General features: G+C 41.3%; 20 protein-coding genes. 10 read left to right on the forward strand and 10 right to left on the reverse strand.

Annotated features, from left to right (window positions below):
* The first annotated feature begins 22 nt into the window (after window positions 1–22).
* The 3 genes from J8Z23_RS17305 to J8Z23_RS17315 all read left to right on the forward strand — a co-directional run bounded on the left by J8Z23_RS17305 (window position 23) and on the right by J8Z23_RS17315 (window position 2,711).
* Window positions 23–1,144 (forward strand): conjugal transfer protein TraF, encoded by a 1,122-nt coding sequence (locus J8Z23_RS17305; RefSeq protein WP_301659099.1) that lies wholly within the window; start codon window positions 23–25, stop codon window positions 1,142–1,144.
* A 42-nt stretch (window positions 1,145–1,186) separates the two neighbouring features.
* Entirely contained in the window at window positions 1,187–1,348 is a 162-nt protein-coding gene (locus J8Z23_RS17310) for a YoaH family protein (RefSeq protein WP_005394474.1), read from the forward strand.
* A gap of 973 nt (window positions 1,349–2,321) precedes the next feature.
* Entirely contained in the window at window positions 2,322–2,711 is a 390-nt protein-coding gene (locus J8Z23_RS17315; RefSeq protein ID WP_301659098.1) for a universal stress protein, read from the forward strand.
* Window positions 2,712–2,813: 102 nt separating this feature from the next.
* Here J8Z23_RS17315 and J8Z23_RS17320 read toward each other — a convergent pair whose 3' ends face one another.
* Both J8Z23_RS17320 and J8Z23_RS17325 read right to left on the reverse strand, forming a co-directional pair.
* Window positions 2,814–3,026, reverse strand: coding sequence for a hypothetical protein (locus J8Z23_RS17320; protein WP_012842272.1), 213 nt, complete (start codon window positions 3,024–3,026; stop codon window positions 2,814–2,816).
* A 306-nt stretch (window positions 3,027–3,332) separates the two neighbouring features.
* On the reverse strand, window positions 3,333–4,172 hold the full coding sequence (locus J8Z23_RS17325; protein WP_048625053.1) for a LysR family transcriptional regulator: 840 nt from the start codon (window positions 4,170–4,172) through the stop codon (window positions 3,333–3,335).
* Window positions 4,173–4,253: 81 nt separating this feature from the next.
* Here J8Z23_RS17325 and J8Z23_RS17330 point away from each other — a divergent pair, with 81 nt between their 5' ends.
* Window positions 4,254–4,610, forward strand: a complete 357-nt coding sequence (locus J8Z23_RS17330; RefSeq protein ID WP_434635613.1) for a hypothetical protein — start codon at window positions 4,254–4,256, stop codon at window positions 4,608–4,610.
* A 452-nt stretch (window positions 4,611–5,062) separates the two neighbouring features.
* Complete coding sequence (locus J8Z23_RS17335; RefSeq protein WP_301659096.1) at window positions 5,063–5,323, forward strand: hypothetical protein; 261 nt, start codon at window positions 5,063–5,065, stop codon at window positions 5,321–5,323.
* 262 nt (window positions 5,324–5,585) lie between these two features.
* On the opposite strand, the gene yciH is transcribed toward J8Z23_RS17335, so the two are convergent.
* From yciH to J8Z23_RS17355, 4 genes are all read right to left on the reverse strand, one after another.
* Window positions 5,586–5,897 carry a stress response translation initiation inhibitor YciH gene (gene yciH / locus J8Z23_RS17340; RefSeq protein WP_012842285.1) on the reverse strand — a complete coding sequence of 104 codons (312 nt, stop codon included), beginning with the start codon at window positions 5,895–5,897 and terminating at the stop codon, window positions 5,586–5,588.
* A gap of 1 nt (window position 5,898) precedes the next feature.
* Window positions 5,899–6,285 (reverse strand): DUF3319 domain-containing protein, encoded by a 387-nt coding sequence (locus J8Z23_RS17345; protein WP_005395460.1) that lies wholly within the window; start codon window positions 6,283–6,285, stop codon window positions 5,899–5,901.
* Window positions 6,286–6,413: 128 nt separating this feature from the next.
* Window positions 6,414–7,403, reverse strand: a complete 990-nt coding sequence (locus J8Z23_RS17350; RefSeq protein ID WP_301658993.1) for a D-alanine--D-alanine ligase — start codon at window positions 7,401–7,403, stop codon at window positions 6,414–6,416.
* A gap of 149 nt (window positions 7,404–7,552) precedes the next feature.
* Complete coding sequence (locus J8Z23_RS17355) at window positions 7,553–8,122, reverse strand: SPOR domain-containing protein (protein WP_258639570.1); 570 nt, start codon at window positions 8,120–8,122, stop codon at window positions 7,553–7,555.
* A gap of 236 nt (window positions 8,123–8,358) precedes the next feature.
* Between J8Z23_RS17355 and J8Z23_RS17360 the strand changes: the two genes are divergently transcribed.
* Window positions 8,359–10,992 carry a bifunctional acetate--CoA ligase family protein/GNAT family N-acetyltransferase gene (locus J8Z23_RS17360; protein WP_301658994.1) on the forward strand — a complete coding sequence of 878 codons (2,634 nt, stop codon included), beginning with the start codon at window positions 8,359–8,361 and terminating at the stop codon, window positions 10,990–10,992.
* 76 nt (window positions 10,993–11,068) lie between these two features.
* Here the strand turns inward: J8Z23_RS17360 and J8Z23_RS17365 are convergent, their stop codons facing one another.
* Window positions 11,069–11,956, reverse strand: a complete 888-nt coding sequence (locus J8Z23_RS17365; protein WP_005395465.1) for a LysR family transcriptional regulator — start codon at window positions 11,954–11,956, stop codon at window positions 11,069–11,071.
* A gap of 232 nt (window positions 11,957–12,188) precedes the next feature.
* Between J8Z23_RS17365 and J8Z23_RS17370 the strand changes: the two genes are divergently transcribed.
* Complete coding sequence (locus tag J8Z23_RS17370) at window positions 12,189–14,327, forward strand: TonB-dependent hemoglobin/transferrin/lactoferrin family receptor (protein WP_301658995.1); 2,139 nt, start codon at window positions 12,189–12,191, stop codon at window positions 14,325–14,327.
* 335 nt (window positions 14,328–14,662) lie between these two features.
* Here J8Z23_RS17370 and galE read toward each other — a convergent pair whose 3' ends face one another.
* Both galE and J8Z23_RS17380 read right to left on the reverse strand, forming a co-directional pair.
* Window positions 14,663–15,679 (reverse strand): UDP-glucose 4-epimerase GalE, encoded by a 1,017-nt coding sequence (galE, locus tag J8Z23_RS17375; RefSeq protein ID WP_170901688.1) that lies wholly within the window; start codon window positions 15,677–15,679, stop codon window positions 14,663–14,665.
* A 54-nt stretch (window positions 15,680–15,733) separates the two neighbouring features.
* Complete coding sequence (locus J8Z23_RS17380; RefSeq protein WP_434635615.1) at window positions 15,734–17,692, reverse strand: diguanylate cyclase domain-containing protein; 1,959 nt, start codon at window positions 17,690–17,692, stop codon at window positions 15,734–15,736.
* 319 nt (window positions 17,693–18,011) lie between these two features.
* Between J8Z23_RS17380 and J8Z23_RS17385 the strand changes: the two genes are divergently transcribed.
* From J8Z23_RS17385 to J8Z23_RS17395, 3 genes are read left to right on the forward strand one after another with little or no spacing between them, the layout of a single operon-like run.
* A complete protein-coding gene (locus tag J8Z23_RS17385) occupies window positions 18,012–18,767 on the forward strand; it encodes a 5-oxoprolinase subunit PxpA (protein ID WP_258652252.1) in 756 nt (251 codons plus the stop codon).
* The gene (locus J8Z23_RS17390; RefSeq protein ID WP_047010395.1) at window positions 18,767–19,450 is read left to right on the forward strand and encodes a 5-oxoprolinase subunit B family protein; all 684 of its coding nucleotides are present in this window, start codon (window positions 18,767–18,769) and stop codon (window positions 19,448–19,450) included. The genes J8Z23_RS17385 and J8Z23_RS17390 overlap by 1 nt, the downstream gene beginning before the upstream one ends.
* A complete protein-coding gene (locus J8Z23_RS17395) occupies window positions 19,447–20,382 on the forward strand; it encodes a biotin-dependent carboxyltransferase family protein (protein WP_258505199.1) in 936 nt (311 codons plus the stop codon). Before J8Z23_RS17390 ends, J8Z23_RS17395 begins: the two co-directional genes overlap by 4 nt.
* Window positions 20,383–20,409: 27 nt before the next feature.
* Here J8Z23_RS17395 and J8Z23_RS17400 read toward each other — a convergent pair whose 3' ends face one another.
* Window positions 20,410–21,849: an FAD-dependent oxidoreductase gene (locus J8Z23_RS17400; RefSeq protein WP_434635616.1), complete on the reverse strand. Its 1,440-nt coding sequence runs from the start codon at window positions 21,847–21,849 to the stop codon at window positions 20,410–20,412.
* Window positions 21,850–22,076: the final 227 nt, after the last annotated feature.

The following is a 22,076-nucleotide window of genomic DNA, read 5'->3' on the forward strand; positions in this document are numbered from 1 at the left end:
GAACCAAAATCACAAGTGTAGTATGAAAAACAAATATAAAATTCTAGCCACCTCTGTTGCCACCACACTTTTCGCAAACGTTGCTTCGGCTGCCACTTATGCGATAGAAGCTCGTAGCGATGCGATGGGTGGTGTTGGTACGGTATCAGCAACTTATCTGACTGCTCCTTTTTTCAACCCCGCACTTACTGCAATTTATCGCCGAAACGACGACGCAGGAATGATCGTGCCAAGTTTTGGTGGTAACTACGATGATCAATATGATCTTGTCGATGAAATCGAACGCATCAGCAAATTGACCGATGTCGATGAAATCAAAAAATCGATGAATGCCATAGATGGAAAAAAAACTGACTTTGATCTTGGTGGCGTTGTCGCTATAGGTATTCCTAATAAATTTTTATCTGCAACTGCATACGGTAAGTTATACACTGAATCATTCGTACAACCAAAAGTAGATACGTCAGGTACTAATCCGTTAGATGATAGCTACGTACAAGGTGTTTCTATTGGTGTTGCTGAAGCAGGTGTATCACTTGCTAAATACACCAACTTTATGAATCAACACCTTTCATTTGGTGTTACGCCTAAACTTCAGCGTATTTATACGTACTCTTACGCCACGAGTTTTCAGAATTTCGATACCAAAGACTTACGTGAACATGAGACAGCGGAAACGATGTTTAACTTGGATGCGGGCGCGCTTTGGTTCTTTGGCCCATACCGTGTCGGTATTTCAGCAAAAAACTTGATCGGAAGAGACGTTAAAACAAAATCGTTCATGTATGGCAGTGATACGATTAAATCATACGAATACAGCATGCGTCCCGTATATACGGTCGGGGCAGGGATTGTTGCCGATTACTTTACTATGAGTGTCGACTACGATCTTAATGAAGAAAAACGTTTTTCATCCTTTGATGATAATACGCAAATGATTCGAGCTGGTATTGAATTTGATATCTTGCGTCAACTGGCATTGCGAGCGGGTTATATGAAAAACTTAGCTCGAAGTAGCGACGAAGGTACCATTACTGCGGGTATTGGACTGTCTCCACTTAAGTTGATCGAATTAGATATTGCTGCTCAGTACACGAACGAGAACGCAATGGGGGCATCCATTAATTTCCTTGCGACCTATTAATTGAATCGTTATAGTCTGCTCCTCAAAATGAGGAGCTTTTTTATGTTTGACGATTTACCCCCTCTATCTCACCAAGAGCAACAACAAGCTGTAGAGAAAATTCAAGAATTGATGGCGAAGGGCACAAGTACAGCAGAAGCCATCAAAATTGTTGCCGAACAGATTCGATCTGAGTACGCAGAAAAACAACAGCAACAAAACTAATTAATTCATATCAGGGCTTTGGCCCTGTTTTTTTTGGTCTCATATTATCCTCAAATATTTTCACACCTTAACGTAGTTACGTCGTAACGTTATTTCTATACCTTTCAATTTATTCAACTTCCTCTATTCCGTACTAAGCAATTGGTAAAATTTTACTTATTCAACTTCCTCTATTCCGTACTAAGCAATTGGTAAAATTTTACTTATTCAAGTTAACCTTGATGCGTTCTGGCTTGAACGAATGTGGGGTGAAATGCTATCTTTTAAATTAAAATTAATAAATTCAGTAACTTGTGTTGGTCTTTTTATCTTGCGGTTATGTTTTAAACATCTTTTGGTGTAATTAAGTTACAAGATGATGATTGGGTATGTTTTCAAGTAGAGGATTATGCTGCAAAGATAAAAAAGACACGTTGTAACAGAAAAATAAAATCTGAATATAGTTATATAGTGACGTTATATAGACAGTAAGTGCTCGCAGACGTATGTCGGTTTTAAGTTGAACATAGGAGTGTTGGACTCTGTTTTAACTCTAAATCTTGTCTTTAATTCAGTGTTGTCTATGAAATAACTCTTAATCTTGATCGATGGATTACACGAAAAAATTACTTATTGCCAAGTGGTTTTACTAAACTAGGCGACGTTGTAATTAGGAATATAAAACAAGCTGCAATAGAAATTGACAGGGTTTAGAAGCGTAGTGACGGCGTAACGTGGGCTTGTTTGCTTTAGTTACATAGTTATGTACATCTTAAGGAGGAGAACAAAATGGGCCACATATCAATAACTGGTTCCTAAGTCACTAGTTGACTTCACGAGCCTTCAATGGCTATTAGATAGCTGATCGCTCGGCTGTTTCCACATTCTTATATCAAACTCCCATATTTTCATGAAATATGAGTTTAGACATTGCATTCGCTCTTAGTGAACTAGACTTACTATAAGCACATGAAAACTAACTAGGAGAGAAAGAATGAGTTACAAGCACGTTTTAGTCGCTGTTGATTTATCTCAATCTAGCCAAGTCGTTATCGAAAAAGCAATAACTCAAGCAAAGAACTCGAACGCCAAACTTTCATTCGTTTATGTGGATGTTGATCGTGTGATCATGGAGCCGAAAGAAGAACAAAAGTTGCAAAAGGAGCTACAAGAACTCGCTGATAAATGCCTATATCCAGTACACGAGACGATGGCAGTTATCGGCGACCTGCATATCAAATTGTCGGGAATCGTAAAAAAAGAAAAAATAGACCTCGTAGTCTGCGGTCATCATCATAATTTATTGAGCCGTTTCTTTTCATCGGTACCAAAGGTAGCGAATGAGGTTGAAGCGGATTTATTGATTGTTTACTTGGATGAGTAACAGTAACGCAGGTTTGTGCCACATCTTATGTAATCCCGTTTTTCGTATATTAAAAAGCCGAACGTTTGTGTTCGGCTTTACGCATGATTGACGACAAAGTAATTAACCAGGAATGGCAGAAGCTTCTTGGGATAAAATAGATGCAGACTCTGCGTTTGACTGCAAATCAAAATGCACGTTAACTTGCACACCTTCTCGCTCAAAAGTGACATCATCAAAATCGGTCATAGCGATTTTGAATCCATTTCTAGCAAAAAAGCCAGTCACCATAGTTCGCTGCTTAATTTCTAGTGCAGACGCGAGTAGCTTATCCATGGCATTCTCCTTGGTTATTGTGGGGATATGGGTAGAAGATACACGCAGAAAGGTATGAAATCAATTTAATATAAAGCTGCTTTCGATTAAATTTTTAATGTAAGTCAATCTATCGTTTAACCCACGTGATTTATTCCACGCAAAGCCTTGATAATGAAACGGTATAGCATCTCATGTTGTGATAACAAGCATAAAGATGGGGATTTTCATAAATGCCTAACGAGACTCTTTGAAACAATACGTTACAAAGCTTCTCGCTAGACCTCATGAGTTATCAAAGGAAAATTATAAACTTGAAAAGCCATCCTAAAGTGATTCATTTTTCAATATTTTTGATAACTCAGACCTAATAAAAGTAGATATTTCAGCTAGCTTTCTTGGTAGAGGGTTTTGATAAGGGTAGGCGATATACATGGAGCGTTCTATATCAAAATTTTGTGAAATTTGGATATTGTTATCTATATGGTTACCTTTTACAAGATAGTTTGGAATGACGCCAACCCCAACCCCCTCAGAGACAAAGTTTATTAAAATAGAGGTATTATCAACTTCGATAACGTCAGTGTACTGCTTTTTAATTGATTCCTTATTCGAGTGATTCTTGTAGATTAATAGCGTGTTGTTATTGGCATTGTTAACTGTAGATATTAAAACATCGTTATAATTACCAATTTTATGTGCAATCAGAGTGTCATCAATAATGTTATTAAGCCTAATCGCTAAATCTACATTGCTTTCTAATAAATTCTCAACATTGTTACTTGATGATATTTCAAAGTTCACTGCTGGATATCGTTCTTGTAAGCCTTTAAGAACAGAGCCAAAAATAGAAGAGGCTATAGAGTTGGGCATTGTAATTTTAAACTTTCCATTAATGCATTCACTCAACGAGCTAGCTCTGTAATTCAACTCCTGCAAGCTCTCTAACGTTTTGATGGCTAGCTCTCTAATGCTTTCGCCATGATCAGTTAAAACGAGTTTTCTTGTTGTCCTGTGGACGAGTGTTACACCAAGTTGTTTTTCTAATGCCGCTAGCTGCCTGCTGACTTGAGCTTTCGACTTTCCAAGTTCTTTTGATGCCTCTGTAAGAGAGAGGTGTTTACAAATGGCTGCAAAGCAGACCAGCTCATTGTTCATCAATTCCATGATTGTTACCTTTTTGCAACTCTGAGTCACGTTGTCTTTTAAGGGGAGGGAAAGTATAACTTGCATCAACGGAGGGGGACAATGATATTTAAAAGCCGTCATGAAATAATGGCAGACTACTATCTTAATAAAACCATATTGGATATTAAGTTAAACAAATATCCTGAAGAATTTAACTCAATCGACTTAAATAACGAAACGGAAAATTTAAAAATAAAAATTCTCTCTCGTGAAATTACTAAGTTAGATTCAGGTGATTTAATTGTCGATTGCGCATCAGTGATAATGACTCATTCAATATCGACAAAAGTAATAATAAAGATCGAACTTGAAAATAATTCTTTAAATTATAAAGTTAAAAATGTGAGAATATTTAAATATGAAGACTGCAATACAAAATTCGAAAAGATCTGTTTATCAGAAAGGTACATTGTATAGAATAATAAATAATATTAGTGCTTTGTATACAAAATCATTAGTAAAATTATTTGGTGAAGAGTTGAGAATCCATCATTGCAAACATAAAATTAATGTAAGAACCACTAGCGAGTTGAGTGAACATATGAAGAAAGATCTAGGTATAGATTGAAAAGTAGAGAGTTTACATCTAATGGATGCCTTGTTCCTGTAAAGCTAATGTAATACTTACACTTTTGGGATGAACAATATGTGGCCATAAGTGAGAACATTGAATTTTCTCATCCTTTCGATAACTTAAAACATAAGTTATCGAAAGGATATAATGAGATTTGAAGACAAAGGCTTTAAGCAATCGTTAGGTTGCTTATCTGATATAACTTAAACACTAGCTCATGCCCAGCAGAGTTAGTATCAGAACTTCAAGAACGCCAGCAAAAGATCTTGTTAACTCAGAAAGTTGCAGAGAAATAATGGAATATCCAATCCAACTGTTCGTCTACTTGAATGAGCAAGATGCAGAACAAACGCGTATAGTGTCGAACGTAATCAAAGATACAGTGCAGGAACTTAATCAGCTACACGGTTTTAAAGTTGATGACTGGTTCTTATCAAGTGGCCGCTGCGGTGAAATCGAAGTTCATGGTCCATACAATACAGCCGATGAAGCCTGCAAGGCCGAAAAAGCCAAATACGGTGTAACTAAGCTGACATCGCCACTGCTAATCTTCTAACTCCAAAGTGCGTATTATGTATATTATGTTAAATTTTATATAATCGTACGCCAAATGTTGCCAATGAGCGCTCCTATTCCCCCTGTGAATTTGAAATTTAAAGACTTTAATGTGAGTATTAAACATAATGGCTATTTACCATAAAATAGCTAATATCGATCTATCAATCTGCGATTGCTTGTTCTTCAATTAGCGTATTACTTACTAAAATAAAAAATGGCGTCTATTTTTAGACGCCATTCTGAGTTTCCCTGAATGTAAATTAGCCACCGGCTAATTTGACTGTCATGCCTTTCTTTTCAAGATGCGCTTTGATCTTGTCTCTAGCATCACCTTGAATTTCGATATTGCCATCTTTTACCGAGCCACCACAGCCGCAGACTTTTTTGAGTTCTGCAGCTAATAATTTTAAAGGTGCATCATCCAAGTCTAAACCTGTAACGATGCATACACCTTTACCTTTACGTCCTTTCGTTTGGCGCTGAATTCGTACAATACCGTCGCCTTTGGGGCGAGATGTTTTTTCTTCTTCCGGCTTAATTCGACCGGTTTCTGTTGAATATACCAGAGTCATTCTATTGTTTCTTTTGTTGTTGAGCTTGCATCGCTTTTTGCTTTGCAACTAAATAAGCTTCGATATGACGTTGAATAGCAGTTTTACTACCCTTAATCAGTTTACCATTAAACATACAGTACCAAGAGTTGGGCTGACCTGTATCATTTTGAATCGTATAACCGTTAAAGACTTCTGATTTTGCACCACCAACTTGCTGCGCTCTTTGTCCAAGGGCGGCAAACTCTTTGGGATCAATAATTGATGCGGTGTCGCACCACCAATCAATGCTTTTCTTTACCGCCGTCAAACTGCCTTGTAAGACGTGGTTTTTGATTTTAACCTTCCAAATACTGCCATCTGGTCCGCCTGACTGCAGGTTAAAACCTCTATAGTTTGAAATCGCCATACCACTGAGTCATCTGTTTAATGCGTTGATATAATCATAATTGCTACTGAGCAATATTCAAATACGGCTTGAATAAACCTTGCTCTAGAAAACAATTTCTATCATAAAACGCGCCTTGATAACGTTAATCACTTTGCACTGTTTATACAATCTTCCAAGAACTCATGGAATTTGTGCCCGTTATTGTGAAGCATTTTAGGGAACATCGAGATCGGAGTCATACCTGGGAATGTGTTTACTTCGTTTAAGTAAATCTCATCATCTTCCGTTAAGAAAAAGTCGATACGAGACAAATGGCGAAGATTCATTTGCTTAAATACCCTCTCAGATGCGTGCTGAATTGCATCTAATTGTGCTTGGGTTAGATTCTTCGCTTCAACTTCAGTGAGCGAGTGACTTGAACTGCTGTACTTTTCATCGTACGAGTAAAAAGCACCGTCAGGTGCAATAACCTCGCCTGGTTTGGTTATGTGCAGCTGGCCATTCATCTCATATGCAGCAACTTCAAGCTCTCGTGGTTTTACTGATTTTTCAACCAACACTTGGTCAGAAAACCCAAACGCATCATTTACTGCATTGGAAAGTTTATCTTTTTCTGTGACGCTGTAACATCCAACAGATGACCCTTGACGAGCGGCTTTGACAAAGACTTTTCCCCACTTTTCAAATGCTTTATGAGCTTGAGTATGAGCTTCTTCATCGTTGCGCGTTAAGAATAAGTATGGCGTATTGGGAATACCGATAGCGTCGTACCAAAGCTTAGATGTGATTTTATTGAAACTATTGCTACTCGCTTCTGGCCCGCAGCCAAGATAAGGAATACCTGCGATTTCAAACAGAGATTGAATGTCGCCTGTCTCGCCTGGAAAACCATGTATACAAGGCACAATGAAATTGATGGTTTGATTAGATTCACTTGAGCACAACTGCTTGGTATTGAGATCCAAGTAAACCAACTCACCTTGGTTGGTCATCCAACCTTCGTTTTTTATTTCTACGCGTGTAACGTGAACGTCTTCAATAAGATTTAATTGTTGTTCGACAAAGTTTGCAGACAATAATGAAATCTCGTGCTCAGAAGAGCCGCCGCCGCATAGTAGAAGAATATTTTTAATCATGAATCAATCTTTCCGTGACCTACAAAAGATACTATTTATTATGATAAACCTTTGAAGTGTGACGTACAGTAATTTTAGTGTGAGGAATTTTGTTCGAGTAGGATTTGAACAAATAAATAAGGGAGCTATTCGCTCCCTTATTTGATGTGTTAGTTTAATTTGTTAAGCGTTGGGTAAGCTGAGTTTTTAATGGCGTCAATGCTTTTAACAAATGGTCTTAACTGCTGAAATTGAGCAGGCAAAGTCGAAATCGCATGCTTGGCTTCCGCGCTTGTTGCGTAGTCTCCGTATAAAACTGAGAACCATTTAGTACCGTTGACGACTTTGTAGTTTTCCCAAATTGGCTGACCGTTCTGTGGCAGCTTATTTGCAAACTGATCGACTTTCGCTTGGCTACCCACAGCCGCGACTTGAATGGTATAGCCGAATCGTTGAATACCTGCTTGCTTTTTACTCGGTGGTACGATCTTAACTGGCTTCGCCTGCTCTTTTGGCGTTAGCTTGACTACTTTCTTCTCTTCAGGCTTTGCCGTCATTTTCACAACAGTTGGTTGTACGTCTTTTTCTACTACAGCGTTTTCAGACGCCATAATTGGCTTAGAGATACGATCTGATTTGTAGTCCTCTCGATAACTTTCAGAAGTTACGTCTGTGATGTAAGTTTCAGATGCACAAGCAGAAAGCAGGACTGACAAGCCGATGATTGCGATTTTTTTCATGAAGTAACAAATGCTCTGGATAAATATTACGATAAATCATGCCGATAGCAGGGCCGTTTATCAAGCATCAAATACAATAATCTGTGATTTTGATGTGATGAATAACACAAACTCCATAAGCATCGCCCACATTTTATGCAATGTCTGGTCTGAAGGCGTTTTATCAATAAATTATTCGTTTATGATTGATATGAAACCGATAGGCAAACGTTACTAGCAAACGGCTAGGAGTCAGCATGAATAAACTACATAAACTCTTTAAACCCAACTCTGTGGCCGTTATTGGTGCATCTCAAAAAGCATTGCGAGCAGGGCATGTCGTTATGCGTAACCTTCTACAAAGCGGATTTGGTGGCGCGATTATGCCAGTAACGCCGCGATACAAAGCGGTATCCGGAGTTATAGCCTACCCTGATGTGGCTTCCCTACCCTATACGCCAGATATTGCGATTTTATGCACGAACGTTTCACGCAACGAGCAACTGCTTAAAGAGTTAGATGAGAGAGGCACACCGTTTGCGATTGTTATCTCTGATGACGCTCAGCCTTTAAATATTTCATCATTGAATATTCGAGTTTTAGGACCGAACAGCTTAGGTATTATCTTGCCTTGGCACAAATTTAACTGCACGTTTTCTCCTGTTGCGGCCAAGCCCGGAAAAATTGCGTTCATCTCACAATCTGCGGCGGTTTGTACCACAGTGTTAGACTGGGCAAATGATAAGAATATTGGCTTTTCTTCGTTCATTTCGATTGGACGCGGACAGGATATCGATTTTGCAGATTTGCTTGATTACTTAAGTATGGATGGGAATACGGAAGCTATTCTGCTTTATGTGGATAACATCCAAGATGCTCGACGATTTATGTCTGCTGCGCGAGCTGCTTCACGTAACCGCCGTATATTGGTATTAAAAGCTGGCCGCTCTAAAGAGATGAATACTTTCGAACAGCAAGATGGTGATACGCTCGATGTAATTTACGATTCTGCCATCCGTCGAACTGGTATGTTACGAGTCAGCAATACGCATGAGCTCTTCGCTGCGGTAGAAACACTCACGCATTCTGTTCCACTTCGTGGGGAGCGTTTAGCGATCGTCACCAATGGCGGCGGCCCTGCAGTTATGTCCGTTGATACTTTGATTGAACGTGGTGGCCAGCTCGCAACGCTTGATGACGCTTCCATTGAGCAATTACAAACTGTACTCCCGTCCAACTGGCGCGCTCGAAATCCGATTGATCTGTCTGGTGACGCAACAAAAAAACGCTACATTGACACCATTAACGCACTGATGAATAACGACTGTGCAGATGCGATCTTGATTATGCATAGTCCTTCTGCGGTTTCCGACCCTCTTGAAACTGCTCAAGCTGTCATTGAGGCGATCAAGGCTCACCCTCGGCATAAGCATTTTAATATCTTGACCAACTGGTCAGGAGAACAAACGTCGAGAGAGGCACGACTGGCATTTACTCAAGCTGGCATTCCAACCTATCGAACGCCGGAAAGTGCGGTCGTTGCATACATGCACTTGGTTGAATATAGACGAAACCAGAAGCAATTAATGGAAACGCCAACGACGGCTGAGCCATTGCACTCTGGAAGTGTGAGTTCTGCAAAAGAATGGGTAAATGAACGACTACTGGATAAAAACACAGTTACCTTGGATACGCATCAAACCAGCCCATTATTTAAGCTGTTCGGGTTTAATGTTCTGCCAACATGGATTGCATCTGACGAAATTGAAGCCGTGCATATGGCAGAAAATATCGGATACCCTGTTGCGGTTAAGTTGCGATCTCCAGACATTCCTCATAAATCGGATGTACACGGTGTCGCCCTGAATTTAAGAAACAGTCGAGAAGTTTCCAACGCAGCGCTATCCATTCTAGATACCGTAAAGCTAAGTTACCCTTCTGCCAATGTACACGGTCTGTTGGTACAAGGTATGGCAAAGCTCGGCAGCGCTGAAGAGCTACGGATTAGTATTGCAGTAGATAAGGTCTTTGGACCTGTGATTTTGCTTGGTCAAGGCGGCTCGGAGTGGAATATCGCCCAAGATGCCGTCGCTGCACTTCCTCCTTTGAACATGACGCTTGCACGCTACCTTGTCGTTGTGGCTTTAAAGTCTGGAAAGATTCGCCTGCAGAAACACAAAGATGCGCTCGATATTAGTGAGTTGTCGAAATTCTTAGTTCGTATCTCCCAAATGGCGGTTGAGTTGCCAGAAATACAAAGACTGGATATCCATCCAGTATTAGTGTCGGGAAGCGATTTAACTATCCTCGATGCGGACATCACACTGTGTAAATACGAGGGAGATGCGCAAAAACGTCTGGCGATTCGTCCTTTTCCGGCAGAATTTGTCGAAACTGTAACGCTTCGAGATGGCCAACCTATCCTGCTTCGCCCTATCCTGCCTGAAGATGAGCCGCTGCATGCTCAATTCATTAATAGCGTATCGAAAGAAGATCTCTATAAGCGTTTCTTTTCTGAGGTTGGTGAGTTCAACCATGAGGCTTTGGCAAACTTCACTCAAATCGACTATGACCGCGAAATGGCGTTTGTTGCGGTAGCGTTTAATACCGACGGACCGTCTATCATAGGCGTAGCCCGCGCATTGATTACACCAGATAATAGTGATGCTGAGTTTGCTATTTTGGTTCGTTCAGATTTGAAAGGAAAAGGCTTAGGTAAAGTGCTGATGCAGAAAATTATCAGCTATTGCAAGATTAAAGGCACAAAGCAAATGTCTGGAATGACCATGCCTACAAACAGAGGGATGTTGATGTTAGCTCAAAATCTGGGATTTGAAGTCGATGTTCAGTTTGCCGATGGTACGGCAGATATGGTGCTCCCTTTAAATTGAAAAATAAAGCATTAGCGATAACTTTACTTCTTAGATTCGATAAGCAATGGGAACCTAAGAAGTAAAAGTTACGTTGTTACTTTAGTTTCCAGTTCTTTTTCAAGTATTGAATACACCAGGATTTCGCCTCACCCATGGTATTTCGGCGCCATGCTAAGATAATATCCATCGGCTGCTCTTCTGTACCTTCGATTCGCTTCAATACGCCACTATCAATCAAAGGTTGTGCAATTTGGCTTGGTAACGTACCAATGCCTAAACCTGCAGTGAGCGCATCTACTTTTGCCGTAAAGTTGGTGACGGTCAAGCGAGGCTGTTTTTGAATGATATTAATTGAGAGCGCAGGTTGTTCGCGTGCAGTGTCTGCAATGGCAATGATTCGGTACTTTTCTCGCGCCGCCTCATCAAACTTACCACTACGCTTGTGAACATAGTGATCAGCTGCCGCTACCCAAAACATGCTCATTTTACCAATTTTTTCTGATTTGACTTCTTGAGGAAGTGTATCCAGTGATGGGCAAATCAGTAAATCTGCTCTACCTGTATTCAGCGATTCCCAGCTACCAGCCAAGATCTCTTCTTGCAGTCTGACTCGTGTTGAGCTTACTTCAGCCAATGCATCAACCATAGGGAAGAAATTGGATATAGGAATAATGCCATCAAAGGCAATGGTAATATCCAGTTCCCAGCCATTCGCCAATAACGTTGCATCATTCACTAACTTTTCACTGGCTTGTAAAATGGCTCGTCCTCTTTCAAGGATGAGCTTTCCTGCTTCAGTAAAATGGGCTTTGTGACCAGAGCGATCGAAGATAATGATGTCTAAGTCTTGCTCGAGTTTCTGGATCTGATAACTCAGTGATGACGGGGCTCTATCTAACTCATTCGCAGCAGCTGCAAAACTCCCTCTTCGGTCAATGGCATCCAGAATATGGAGCGCTTCTAACGTAATTGGACTCTGCACATGGCCTCTCTTAATGTGACTTTTGTCACATTGATTGTATTTGGATGATCTTACCAAGAACTAACGTTAAACAATATAACACACTGATAACTAAAGACTAGAAATGCTCATAACCTAAGAGTTCTACTCAAGATAAAACTACAAATGACAATGGTAATGATAGTAATTACCATTTAGATCCATTAGTATCCCGTTTGTTGTTACCTATTATGGATCTAAGGTATTGAAGCCAATGTATAAAAAATCAATTTTGTCAGCCTCTATTCTGATTGCCCTTTCCCAGACTGCTTATGCGGAAGAAGTTTCTAAGTTTGAAGAAGTCGTTGTGTCGGCAACCCGTACCAACCAAACCATGGATACGGTTGCTGCGTCTGTTGCCGTTATTTCTGAGAAAGAAATCGAAGAAAACATGGTAAAGGACTTGAATGATCTATTCGAGTATACGCCAGGAGTTACTGTTAATGGCACTCAACGCCAAGGCGTTCAAAGTATTAACATTCGCGGGACGGAAGGTAAACGAGTTAAAATCTTAGTAGACGGTGCATCTCAACCAGGTGTATTCAGCGGTGGACCATATTCGTTTATCAATTCTAGTGCCGTTACTGTTGACCCTGATATGCTAAAGAGTGTCGAAATTGTTAAAGGTGCAGCTTCTAGTCTACATGGTAGTGATGCAATTGGGGGTGTTGTCGCATTCGAAACAAAAGATCCGAAGGATTTCCTCAAAGATGGTAAAGACTTTGGTGGTCAAGCAAAACTTTCTTATTCATCGGAAGATAACTCTTTTAGTGAGCACGTAGCTTTAGCAAAGCGTTTCGGTAATACAGAAGCACTTGTTGCCTTTACACGACGTGATGGTGCAGAGCTACAAAATTTCTCTAAGACACCTTACGATAACTATTCTGTGGACAACCAAGATTATTACAAAAACGATCTATTGGTAAAACTTCAATCTCAATTGAATGACGCTCATCGCTTGGAGTTCTTGGGAGAAGTTATTTACAACGAGACTGACTCAGAGATCGCACATAAAAGTTACAAAAATTTCAACGCTGAAGACACAACCAAGCAAAATCGCATTGGGCTCAAGCACATTTGGTTTGCTGATGCAGCTATCTCGGATACGATCACGTCCAAGCTTACATGGATTGGTAAAGAAGAAAACGGCGTGTCTAATCGCTTTATCGAAGCCAGCCCAGGTTATCCACCTTACGTACCGCCTAGTGGTGACAACCAACAGAAAAAAGATTACGAATATACTGAAGACAAATTTGAATTCGAAACTCAGTTAGATAAAGAGATTCTAAATCACTATATTGTTTACGGAATATCGTATAAACATAGTGACATCAGTAATACCAATCGCGAGTTGAATTCCGATCCCGGCACGCCAGATACCGTTTACGTTTACACTCCGGATGCAAAAGAAGAAAGCTTTGGTTTATTCTTGCAAGATGAAATTTCACTTCTTAATGACAAGCTAATTCTGACTCCAGGTGTGCGTTACGATTACTTCTCTACTAATCCTTCCAATACCTCTGAAGAGTCATTCGAGAAGTTTAGCGACTCTGCATTAACTGGTCGTTTAGGAGCAACTTACTCTATATCGCAACCTGGCACGATCTTCGCGCAAGTGAGCCAAGGGTTTCGAGCGCCATCGTTCGACGAGCTTTATTACACCTACGATAATCCGTCTCATGGCTATATTAACCGCCCTAACCCAAATTTAGGCTCTGAAAAGAGTGTATCTTATGAGCTTGGTTACCGTCATAACACTGTAGCGTCGGTAACTGAAGTGGCGTTCTACTACAGCGATTACAGTGACTTTATTGAGCAAACTTCATCAAATAATGGTGGTTTAACTGAATTCACAAATATCAATATTAATGAAGCAAATATTAAAGGGGTTGAGCTCTCTAACCGTCTTGATTGGCATGCTATTGCCGGTCTTCCATCAGGCGTGACAACTCGTTTTGTTGCAGCATACACAGAAGGTGAAGATGGTGATGGTAACCCATTGAACAGCGTCAACCCATGGAATGCAGTGGCAGCGGTAAATTACGATTCACCAAATGCACTTTGGGGGACAAGCCTAAAAGTAAACTACACGGCTAAGAAATCGAACAGTGATATCAACTCTGATGGTGATAAAGGCGGAATCAAAGACCAAGTTGCTTTGCCGTCTGCGACAGTCGTTGACTTAACGGCGTACTACAAACCAATGAAAGATATAACCATTCATGCTGGTGTTATGAATCTGACGAATGAAGAATACCATCTTTGGAACGATGTTCGCGGTAAGACTGAGTTAAGTCGAGATAAAACGCAAGCTGAGCGTAATTACAACATTAGTGTTAAATACGAGTTCTAAACCTTAAAAACACAAAAGCCAGCGTAATGCTGGCTTTTTTTTATGGCTTTCATTTCAAAAATGTAAAGAAAAGTATGAAAAATGAAAGTTTACTGTTTTGCCATCTCTTTTTTCACCATTACTGCTGCTGCAATGATAAAAGTGATGATCAGACCGAGTTCCATGAACTACCCCAATAGCTATGAGAAAATTTATAACCCAAATTAAGAGTCGGACATAGTTTAACAGCTCTATATAGACTTGCTACCTTTTAACCAGTAATTTACGATTTTTTCCGATTTGGATCAAAAAAGACGCAATTACGCGTCTTTTTGTTATTATTGTGTAAATCAAAATTAGGCGTCTGGATAACCTTGAGGGTTGTTAGATTGCCAACGCCATGTATCACCCGTCATTTCTTCTAGAGTGCGAGACGCTTTCCAACCTAACTCATTCATTGCTTTTGATGGATCAGCCCAGCACTCCGCAATATCGCCTGGACGACGTTCAACAAGTTGGTATGGAACATCTTTACCACTTGCCGCTTCAAATGCTTTCACCATTTCAAGCACACTGTAGCCATTGCCAGTGCCAAGGTTATAGACATGAAGGCCAGCTTTGTTGCCTACTTTTTCCAAAGCAGCGACGTGACCATCGGATAAGTCCATCACATGAATGTAGTCACGCACGCCGGTGCCATCTTTCGTTGGGTAGTCGCTACCGAATACAGAGAGGAACTCTCGGCGGCCCACTGCAACTTGAGAAACAAACGGCATTAGGTTATTTGGAATACCTTGAGGATCTTCACCTAACTCACCAGTTGGATGTGAACCTACAGGGTTAAAGTAACGAAGAAGTGTGATGCTCCAATCTGGATTCGCCTTTTGGAAGTCTGTTAAACACTCTTCCACCATTAATTTACTGCGTCCGTAAGGGTTAGTTGCGCTAGTTGGAAAGTCTTCTGTGATTGGAACAGATGCAGGATCGCCATAGACAGTTGCTGAGGAGCTAAATACCAACGATTTAACTCCAGCTTCGCGCATTGCATCAACCAATACCAAAGTGCCATTCACATTGTTGTCATAATACTCTAGGGGTTTTGCTACGGACTCACCGACGGCCTTTAAACCTGCAAAATGGATAACCGCTTCGATATCGTGCGATTTTAGAACCTCTACCATTGTCGATTTATCTCTGATGTCGGCTTGAATGAAGGTTGGCTTTACGCCACATACCTTTTCAATGCGATCTAAGACCGTAGACTTACTGTTGTACAGGTTATCTAGAATCACTGGCGTCATACCAGCTTCGATCATTTGAATACATGTATGGCTACCAATATAGCCCATACCACCCGTAACAAGTACTTTCATTTTATCATTCCTTCTGACGCGAATGGGTTTAGTTTAAAGCTTTGACGTTACGATTTAAACTGTCTCCTGCAATTCGCATCCCATTAATATTGCTTGGCCTTTTCCGGCTTTTTTAGCTTGATACATTGCAGTATCTGCACTTTTTAAGACTCGAGTGGCATCTCGCTCATTAACACCGACCAATTTTACGCCGATGCTAACGCCAACCTTGAGCGAGTTACCTTTGTACTCGATCGGTGTGCATACGCTTTCGAGCAGTTGTTCTGCAATTCGGGTGACGACTTTTTGGTTGGCAGGATTAACCAACATGACAAATTCATCACCCGAAAGTCTTGCGATTAAATCACTATGTCGAGTCGCAGATGTTAGACGCTCGGCTACTTTTTTCAGAACTTCATCACCTGCGTCATGGCCATAGGTATCATTAACCTCTTTAAAACCATCGAGATCGAGGTAAAGCACCGCAAATTCGTCACGTAAGTATCCCGACCGTTGTACTAATTCTTCCAACTCTAAATGGAACTTGGAGCGATTCGCTAACCCCGTTAGTGCATCGTGATGAGCTAAGTACTCAAGTCGTTCCATCTCTTTTGCACCAGAAAGATCGGTAAGAACAATGACTAGGTCGTAGAACCCATTGTCTTCACACTTAACGATACGATTAACCCTTGCAAACATCGGCACAAACTGGCCAAGATGGTTCTGTTCAATAACTTCCCCTTGCCATACCCCGTAGTTTTCTATCGATTCAATGATGCTAGGCATCATTTCCTGCAACTTGCGCCACTTAAGTGTTTGGATAAATGACTTCCCAATAAGCTGCTCCATCTCTAGCCCAACTAACTTAGTGACCGCAGGGTTAGCCATTGTGATAACACCTCGATGATTAAGAACGATGAGGCCATCTTGGCTGCTCTCAAACACACGCCCCGCAACACGCTGCCTGCTCATGGCCTCTTCAATTTCGGTGATATCTTGAATCGAAAACAATAAGTGTCCATGTGTGGACAAACGACGACTGGTTAAACTCAATTGCTGTTCGTTATCTGCATTTTTGAGGTGAATATCATCGCATTCTAACCCCCTACTTAGGATTTGGCTCAGCTCATTCGGTGTTTTCGTTTTAATTAGATCACGGATATTGGCATGGTCAAGTTCCTCTGACTTTTTTTGAAATATTTGCCGAGTCGCAGTATTACAGTAAATAACACGCCCGAAGTTGTCGGTAATAACTAATGCGTGTTGAACAGATTCAATGACTTCTTCTGAAAACGCCCGCTTTTGTTCTAACACTTCTAATGAATGTTGCCGCTGTTTCTCGCGTGTTGTTAACTTGTTCATCATTTGATTGAAGGAATGTGCGAGTTCTCCAATTTCATCCTTGGAGTAATAGTGAACTTGAGTATCCGTATTTTGTCCGTGTGTCACACTCTCTATCGTATGACTCAGTTCTATAACAGGTTTGAGAACAAGCCTATCGATACTTATGTAAAAGATAGTGCCACCAGCGAACAGCAACAGAAGAAGTACAGCACCATCTCGAAGTAAAGATTGTTGGGCTTCTATGATTGGACGATGGGAAAGCGTAACCCTCATACTACCAATGACACGACCATCGTGAATAATCGGCTCTAGAACATAAAGAAATTTGGCTGATAAGGCATAACCTAGCGCGTGTAACTTGCTTCTTTCAGTTTGATTAGGGACGGGAGCTGATACCCCACTTCCTTCAAGAACAACGAAAGGTTGATCATCTTGGTCGTAAAGTTTGACCCGCGTAACATTTGGCTGGTTTAAAAAGTTGATGAGAGTAGTTTGAGCTTTTTGCTTGTTCTTTGTCGTTAGCGCATCTTTAATTGAGAAAGAAACATTGTTAATCAACTTTCTCGTTTGTTCGACCAACTCATGCTTAGACGATTGGTATGCAGTATACGAGGTATAACCTTTTGAGATAACAAAGATAGCCGTTATAAAGACCAAAATTGGCCAAATAAGCTTTGCTCGTAATGACATATGTATTCCTGTCGCAGACAACCACTAAAAATGACAGAAGCGTTGTTATGCAATCTATTACCCATTAAGGGCGACAAGATTAACACGATGCCAATGCAAAATAACCTTAAATTCTCAAAAATTGGATGGAAAAGGAACGAAATACCTTAAAATTCGGATCAACTCAAATAACGGCAACATCTTTATGGACTAAAGTGATCTTTTTCGTCAGCCATCAGATCATAAACCTCGCTTTCATGATAGAAGAATGAAGTGAGTCACTGAACCTAGATGCATTTTCCTGCATCGTGAACCCATTGCTTGTGTAGAAATAAAACGTATGACATTGAATAAACAGCAACTTACATTGAACTGTGACATGGGTGAGAGCTTTGGCTCTTGGATTATGGGGGCAGACGAAGATGTTATGCCTCATGTTGATATGGCAAACATCGCGTGCGGTTTTCATGCTTCCGATCCTAATGTCATGCACGACACTATCACTCTCGCCAACGACAACGATGTTGATATTGGAGCACACCCGGGCTACGCCGACCTCCAAGGCTTTGGCAGGCGCAGTATAAACATGACGGGTGATGAAATTACTAACATGGTTATATACCAAGTAGGCGCTTTACAGGCACTTTGTCGGGCTCAATACACAGATATCAGCTATATAAAGCCTCATGGCGCGTTATACAACGACATGATGAAAAGTGATGCGATATTTAGATCAGTCGTAAAGGCGGCAGCTTTGTTCAAAGTGCCGTTAATGATTCTAGCGTCACAGGAAAACGAAAAATACTTAGAAATCGCAGATGATTATGACGTTCCCTTGCTGTTTGAAGCATTTGCAGACCGTTTGTATCAAGATGACGGATTACTTACACCTAGGACACAGCCTAATGCCGTATTAAAGAGTGAGCATGCGATACTTGAGCAAGTCCGTACGTTAGCAGACTCTGGGCGTGTCAAAACCGCTTCTGGCGGCTACATTTTACTGGAAGCCGATACGATTTGTGTTCATGGTGACAATGAAGAGTCGATCGCGCTGATCCAAAAGATCCGTCAAAGCCTATACGCGGGAGGAAATTAATGCATAAAGAGAAATTTAGTATCTCTTTGATCTCTGAGTGCAGTATTTTCATTAAGTTTGACGAGAATATCTCTGAAAATGCGGTCGGAGAACTTGCTCGAAACATCAAAGACACTTTAGCGTCAATCATTATGAACGTGGTCCCCTCCTATCAAACCATCCTCATTGATTACTTGCCTTTTCGAATCAATGAAAAAGATTTAGTGCATAAACTGCATCAAATGATCAGTAAGTTTGATACTCAATCGCTCAGCCTTGTTCAACCTAACCACATCACTATTCCCGTATACTACTCCGAAGAAACCGCGCTAGATTTGCCCCGCTTTCAAGATCGTGGACTATCATTAGACGCGCTCATTTCCTTACATACTCAAGCCGAGTATGCGGTTTCAGCGATTGGTTTTGCTCCAGGTTTTGCATTCCTCTCCGATGTCGATACTCAATTACATATGCCAAGGTTAGCTACACCAAGAACGCGAGTACCAGCCGGAAGCGTGGGAATCGCAGACTCTAAAACGGCCGTCTATCCATCAGATAGTCCTGGCGGATGGAACATTATCGGTAGAAGCCCGCTTCCCCTTTTCTCTGATACGCCACCTTTTATACCGTTTGAAGTAGGTGATAAGGTCACGTTTAATGCCATTTCCAAACAAAAGTTTATCGAGTTAGGAGGTGTTCTATGAGTTACGCTGGATTGCTGGTGGAAAAGTCAGGGCCACTTTCTTTGATTCAAGACTTTGGTCGTTTTGGATTAGCGCATATTGGCGTGACTCAAGGTGGCCCCGTAGATGATTACGCCTACAGTTGGGCAAACCATTTACTTGGTAACGTAGTCAATTGTGCTGCGATTGAAATTACTTTGGGTAACGCTTGCTTTGTCGCACTACATAACTGCCATCTTGCAATATGTGGTGGTGATTTGAATGCAAAAATAGATGGTGAGCCTATCTCAAATTGGTCTGACTTTACATTGAAGAAGGGGCAGAAGCTGCAGTTCGGAGTCGCAAAAAATGGACTTCGATCCTATCTTGCGGTTAAAGGTGGGTTCGATATTGCTCAGCACTTAGGAAGTGCCTCTACCGTCACGAGAGAATCTCTTGGTGGTTATGACTCAAATGGTGGCGCTTTAAAAGCAGGCGATATTCTTCCCTTTTTTCCTCATAACTTACCGAAACACAAACCAAGGCTGATGACATTTCGCTTTAAGCCGGATTACAACTTACCTATCAAGCTGAGAGTGATTGAAGGCTATCAAAATGAGGACTTTGATGAAGACGCTCGCCAAGCCTTTTATAGCAACGCATTCACCATATCCCCTGATTCAAATCGAATGGGCTATCGTCTTGAGGGAAACAAAATCAAACCGCCTTACGAAGGCGTACTGTCGGAAGGAATTGCGCTAGGATCGATTCAAGTTCCTAACGATGGTAATCCTATTGTGTTGCTCAACGATCACCAAACCATCGGTGGCTATCCTAAGTTTGGCTGTGTAGCACGTATTGACCTGCCAAGGTTGGCACAGGCGAAACCCGGGCAAAAAGTGAATTTTGTGAAAGGAGATAGACAAGGCTTGCAAGAAGTATGGTGCCAATGGGCTCAGTTTTTTGGATATTAATACAACCTCTGAGCCCATACGTAACTGTTATGCCGGCATCCCATAACGCTCAGCTAACGCTTGCGGATAGTCTCGCTCTTGCGCGAGTTTAATCGCGTACTGCTCAATTTCTTGTTCAGACCAATGCACAGCGACAGGATGCTGGGATTCCACGTTTTGGTTAGGTTCGATATCAAACCAGAACTGAAGCATTTTTTGCGCTGCGAGTAGTGTTGATGACGCTTTTACCACTTCTATTCGTGCGTAATGGTTGTCTTCAAAGGTCACGTCGGCTGCCCTGAGTACCGGATCCGTTCCAGGAATTTGCTGGGCACCAAACAGGGCTTTTCCCCCTTTGATAGCAGAGTGATAGTCGGGAATGAACTGCGCCATGTGTTTGATAGCATTATTGGTTCGTTCTTCTAAGACTTCTTCTCGCCAACCGTTACGTATCTTTGAGAGTAAAGGAACTGGCAGTTCGGGCTGAGCTGAGGACGGCGTACTCTCAACTAAGCCATCTTCAAATAGCGTAATGCCTTTCGTCATGCCGTGAAGCTGAAAATAACCATCACCATAGGGGGTCAGTTGAGCCATTCCTTTATCAGTTCCACGCGGTCCATGGAAAATAACTTCTGGCCACAGTTGTTGGCAGTCTGCCCACTTGGTTACATAAGCGGCTTTAAACTCAACTAACCTATCACGCTTGGCACCGATGGTATTGTCAATGGATCCTGTTTCAAAACCACATGCATTGACCAAGTAGTCACATGTCATAAGATAATCAATACCATCTCGTTCGTAACCAAGTTGCCAGTGATTACCCATCCAGTCCGCTTGTTTGAGCGTTGCTTGTGTGCATACTGAGGCGTTTGGCAGAGCGTTCAACGTTAAGTTGGCAATTGCGGCAAGGCGAAAAACACTCCAGCCATATTCCTGAACCGCCACAACTGGGTACTTTAGCGCTTCTAGATCAACATGTTGAGCAAAAGGAATACACCACTCATCGAAGGTTGCAGGGTGACTTGGTTGAGTGCGTTGTGCGAGTGCTTCTAGATCCTCTTTTGAATACAATTTGTAGTATTCACTTGGTTCACCAAGCACTTTGTTGCTTTGATCTTTATCAACGAGCGTTTTATACGCATTTTTCACCACCTCTAGTCGAGGAATAAGTGCGGATGGGTCTCCACCATCAGAATAAGGAACTGCAATGATCGTCGGGCGAATATTCAGTGAAAGCGGATATAGGCGAACGGTATCAATGGATTGTGCTAACAAATCTAAACATTGTTGCTCAGAAATCTCTCGATATAAGTTGCCACCTGCATGTAAATGGCAAATGGGCGGACCATTTACCAGTGATACGCCCTTCTCTATTACGGAAACTTTAAAACCCAGCTCCGCAAAATGAATTGCTGCTGTTGCACCTGCGACACCGCCACCAACAACAGCGATGTGCTTATCTTTGTAATTTGGAAACTCAGACTTCATTGCTTCACTAAAAATTTTATAAGGAAAATTCTTTACTAACGGTGGATTCTACTCGTGTTTGGGCTTGATTAAAATCACAAAAAGTTCATGGGTTTGCGAAATATCCAACTGCGCCTTTATGGTGCGTTAAAGTAGAAAAAAATTGCAAAAAAAGTACTTGACGACATGGTTAGGAAGACACTTTTTTATGCCTATGTGAATAACAATTTCACTGTAAGACCCATGGC

The organism is Vibrio sp. SCSIO 43086, from assembly GCF_051132235.1.
GTDB lineage: Bacteria > Pseudomonadota > Gammaproteobacteria > Enterobacterales > Vibrionaceae > Vibrio > Vibrio diabolicus.

Coding starts and splice junctions, on each gene's coding strand:
- J8Z23_RS17395 (WP_258505199.1), top strand. CDS start 19,447: ATGAGTTACGCTGGATTGCTGGTGGAAAAGTCAGGGCCACTTTCTTTG.
- J8Z23_RS17345 (WP_005395460.1), bottom strand. CDS start 6,285: ATGGCGATTTCAAACTATAGAGGTTTTAACCTGCAGTCAGGCGGACCA.
- J8Z23_RS17315 (WP_301659098.1), top strand. CDS start 2,322: ATGAGTTACAAGCACGTTTTAGTCGCTGTTGATTTATCTCAATCTAGC.
- J8Z23_RS17400 (WP_434635616.1), bottom strand. CDS start 21,849: ATGAAGTCTGAGTTTCCAAATTACAAAGATAAGCACATCGCTGTTGTT.
- J8Z23_RS17380 (WP_434635615.1), bottom strand. CDS start 17,692: ATGTCATTACGAGCAAAGCTTATTTGGCCAATTTTGGTCTTTATAACG.
- J8Z23_RS17310 (WP_005394474.1), top strand. CDS start 1,187: ATGTTTGACGATTTACCCCCTCTATCTCACCAAGAGCAACAACAAGCT.
- J8Z23_RS17305 (WP_301659099.1), top strand. CDS start 23: ATGAAAAACAAATATAAAATTCTAGCCACCTCTGTTGCCACCACACTT.
- J8Z23_RS17360 (WP_301658994.1), top strand. CDS start 8,359: ATGAATAAACTACATAAACTCTTTAAACCCAACTCTGTGGCCGTTATT.
- J8Z23_RS17330 (WP_434635613.1), top strand. CDS start 4,254: ATGATATTTAAAAGCCGTCATGAAATAATGGCAGACTACTATCTTAAT.
- J8Z23_RS17335 (WP_301659096.1), top strand. CDS start 5,063: ATGGAATATCCAATCCAACTGTTCGTCTACTTGAATGAGCAAGATGCA.
- yciH (WP_012842285.1), bottom strand. CDS start 5,897: ATGACTCTGGTATATTCAACAGAAACCGGTCGAATTAAGCCGGAAGAA.
- J8Z23_RS17325 (WP_048625053.1), bottom strand. CDS start 4,172: ATGGAATTGATGAACAATGAGCTGGTCTGCTTTGCAGCCATTTGTAAA.
- J8Z23_RS17355 (WP_258639570.1), bottom strand. CDS start 8,122: ATGAAAAAAATCGCAATCATCGGCTTGTCAGTCCTGCTTTCTGCTTGT.
- J8Z23_RS17390 (WP_047010395.1), top strand. CDS start 18,767: ATGCATAAAGAGAAATTTAGTATCTCTTTGATCTCTGAGTGCAGTATT.
- J8Z23_RS17320 (WP_012842272.1), bottom strand. CDS start 3,026: ATGGATAAGCTACTCGCGTCTGCACTAGAAATTAAGCAGCGAACTATG.
- galE (WP_170901688.1), bottom strand. CDS start 15,679: ATGAAAGTACTTGTTACGGGTGGTATGGGCTATATTGGTAGCCATACA.
- J8Z23_RS17385 (WP_258652252.1), top strand. CDS start 18,012: ATGACATTGAATAAACAGCAACTTACATTGAACTGTGACATGGGTGAG.
- J8Z23_RS17350 (WP_301658993.1), bottom strand. CDS start 7,403: ATGATTAAAAATATTCTTCTACTATGCGGCGGCGGCTCTTCTGAGCAC.
- J8Z23_RS17370 (WP_301658995.1), top strand. CDS start 12,189: ATGTATAAAAAATCAATTTTGTCAGCCTCTATTCTGATTGCCCTTTCC.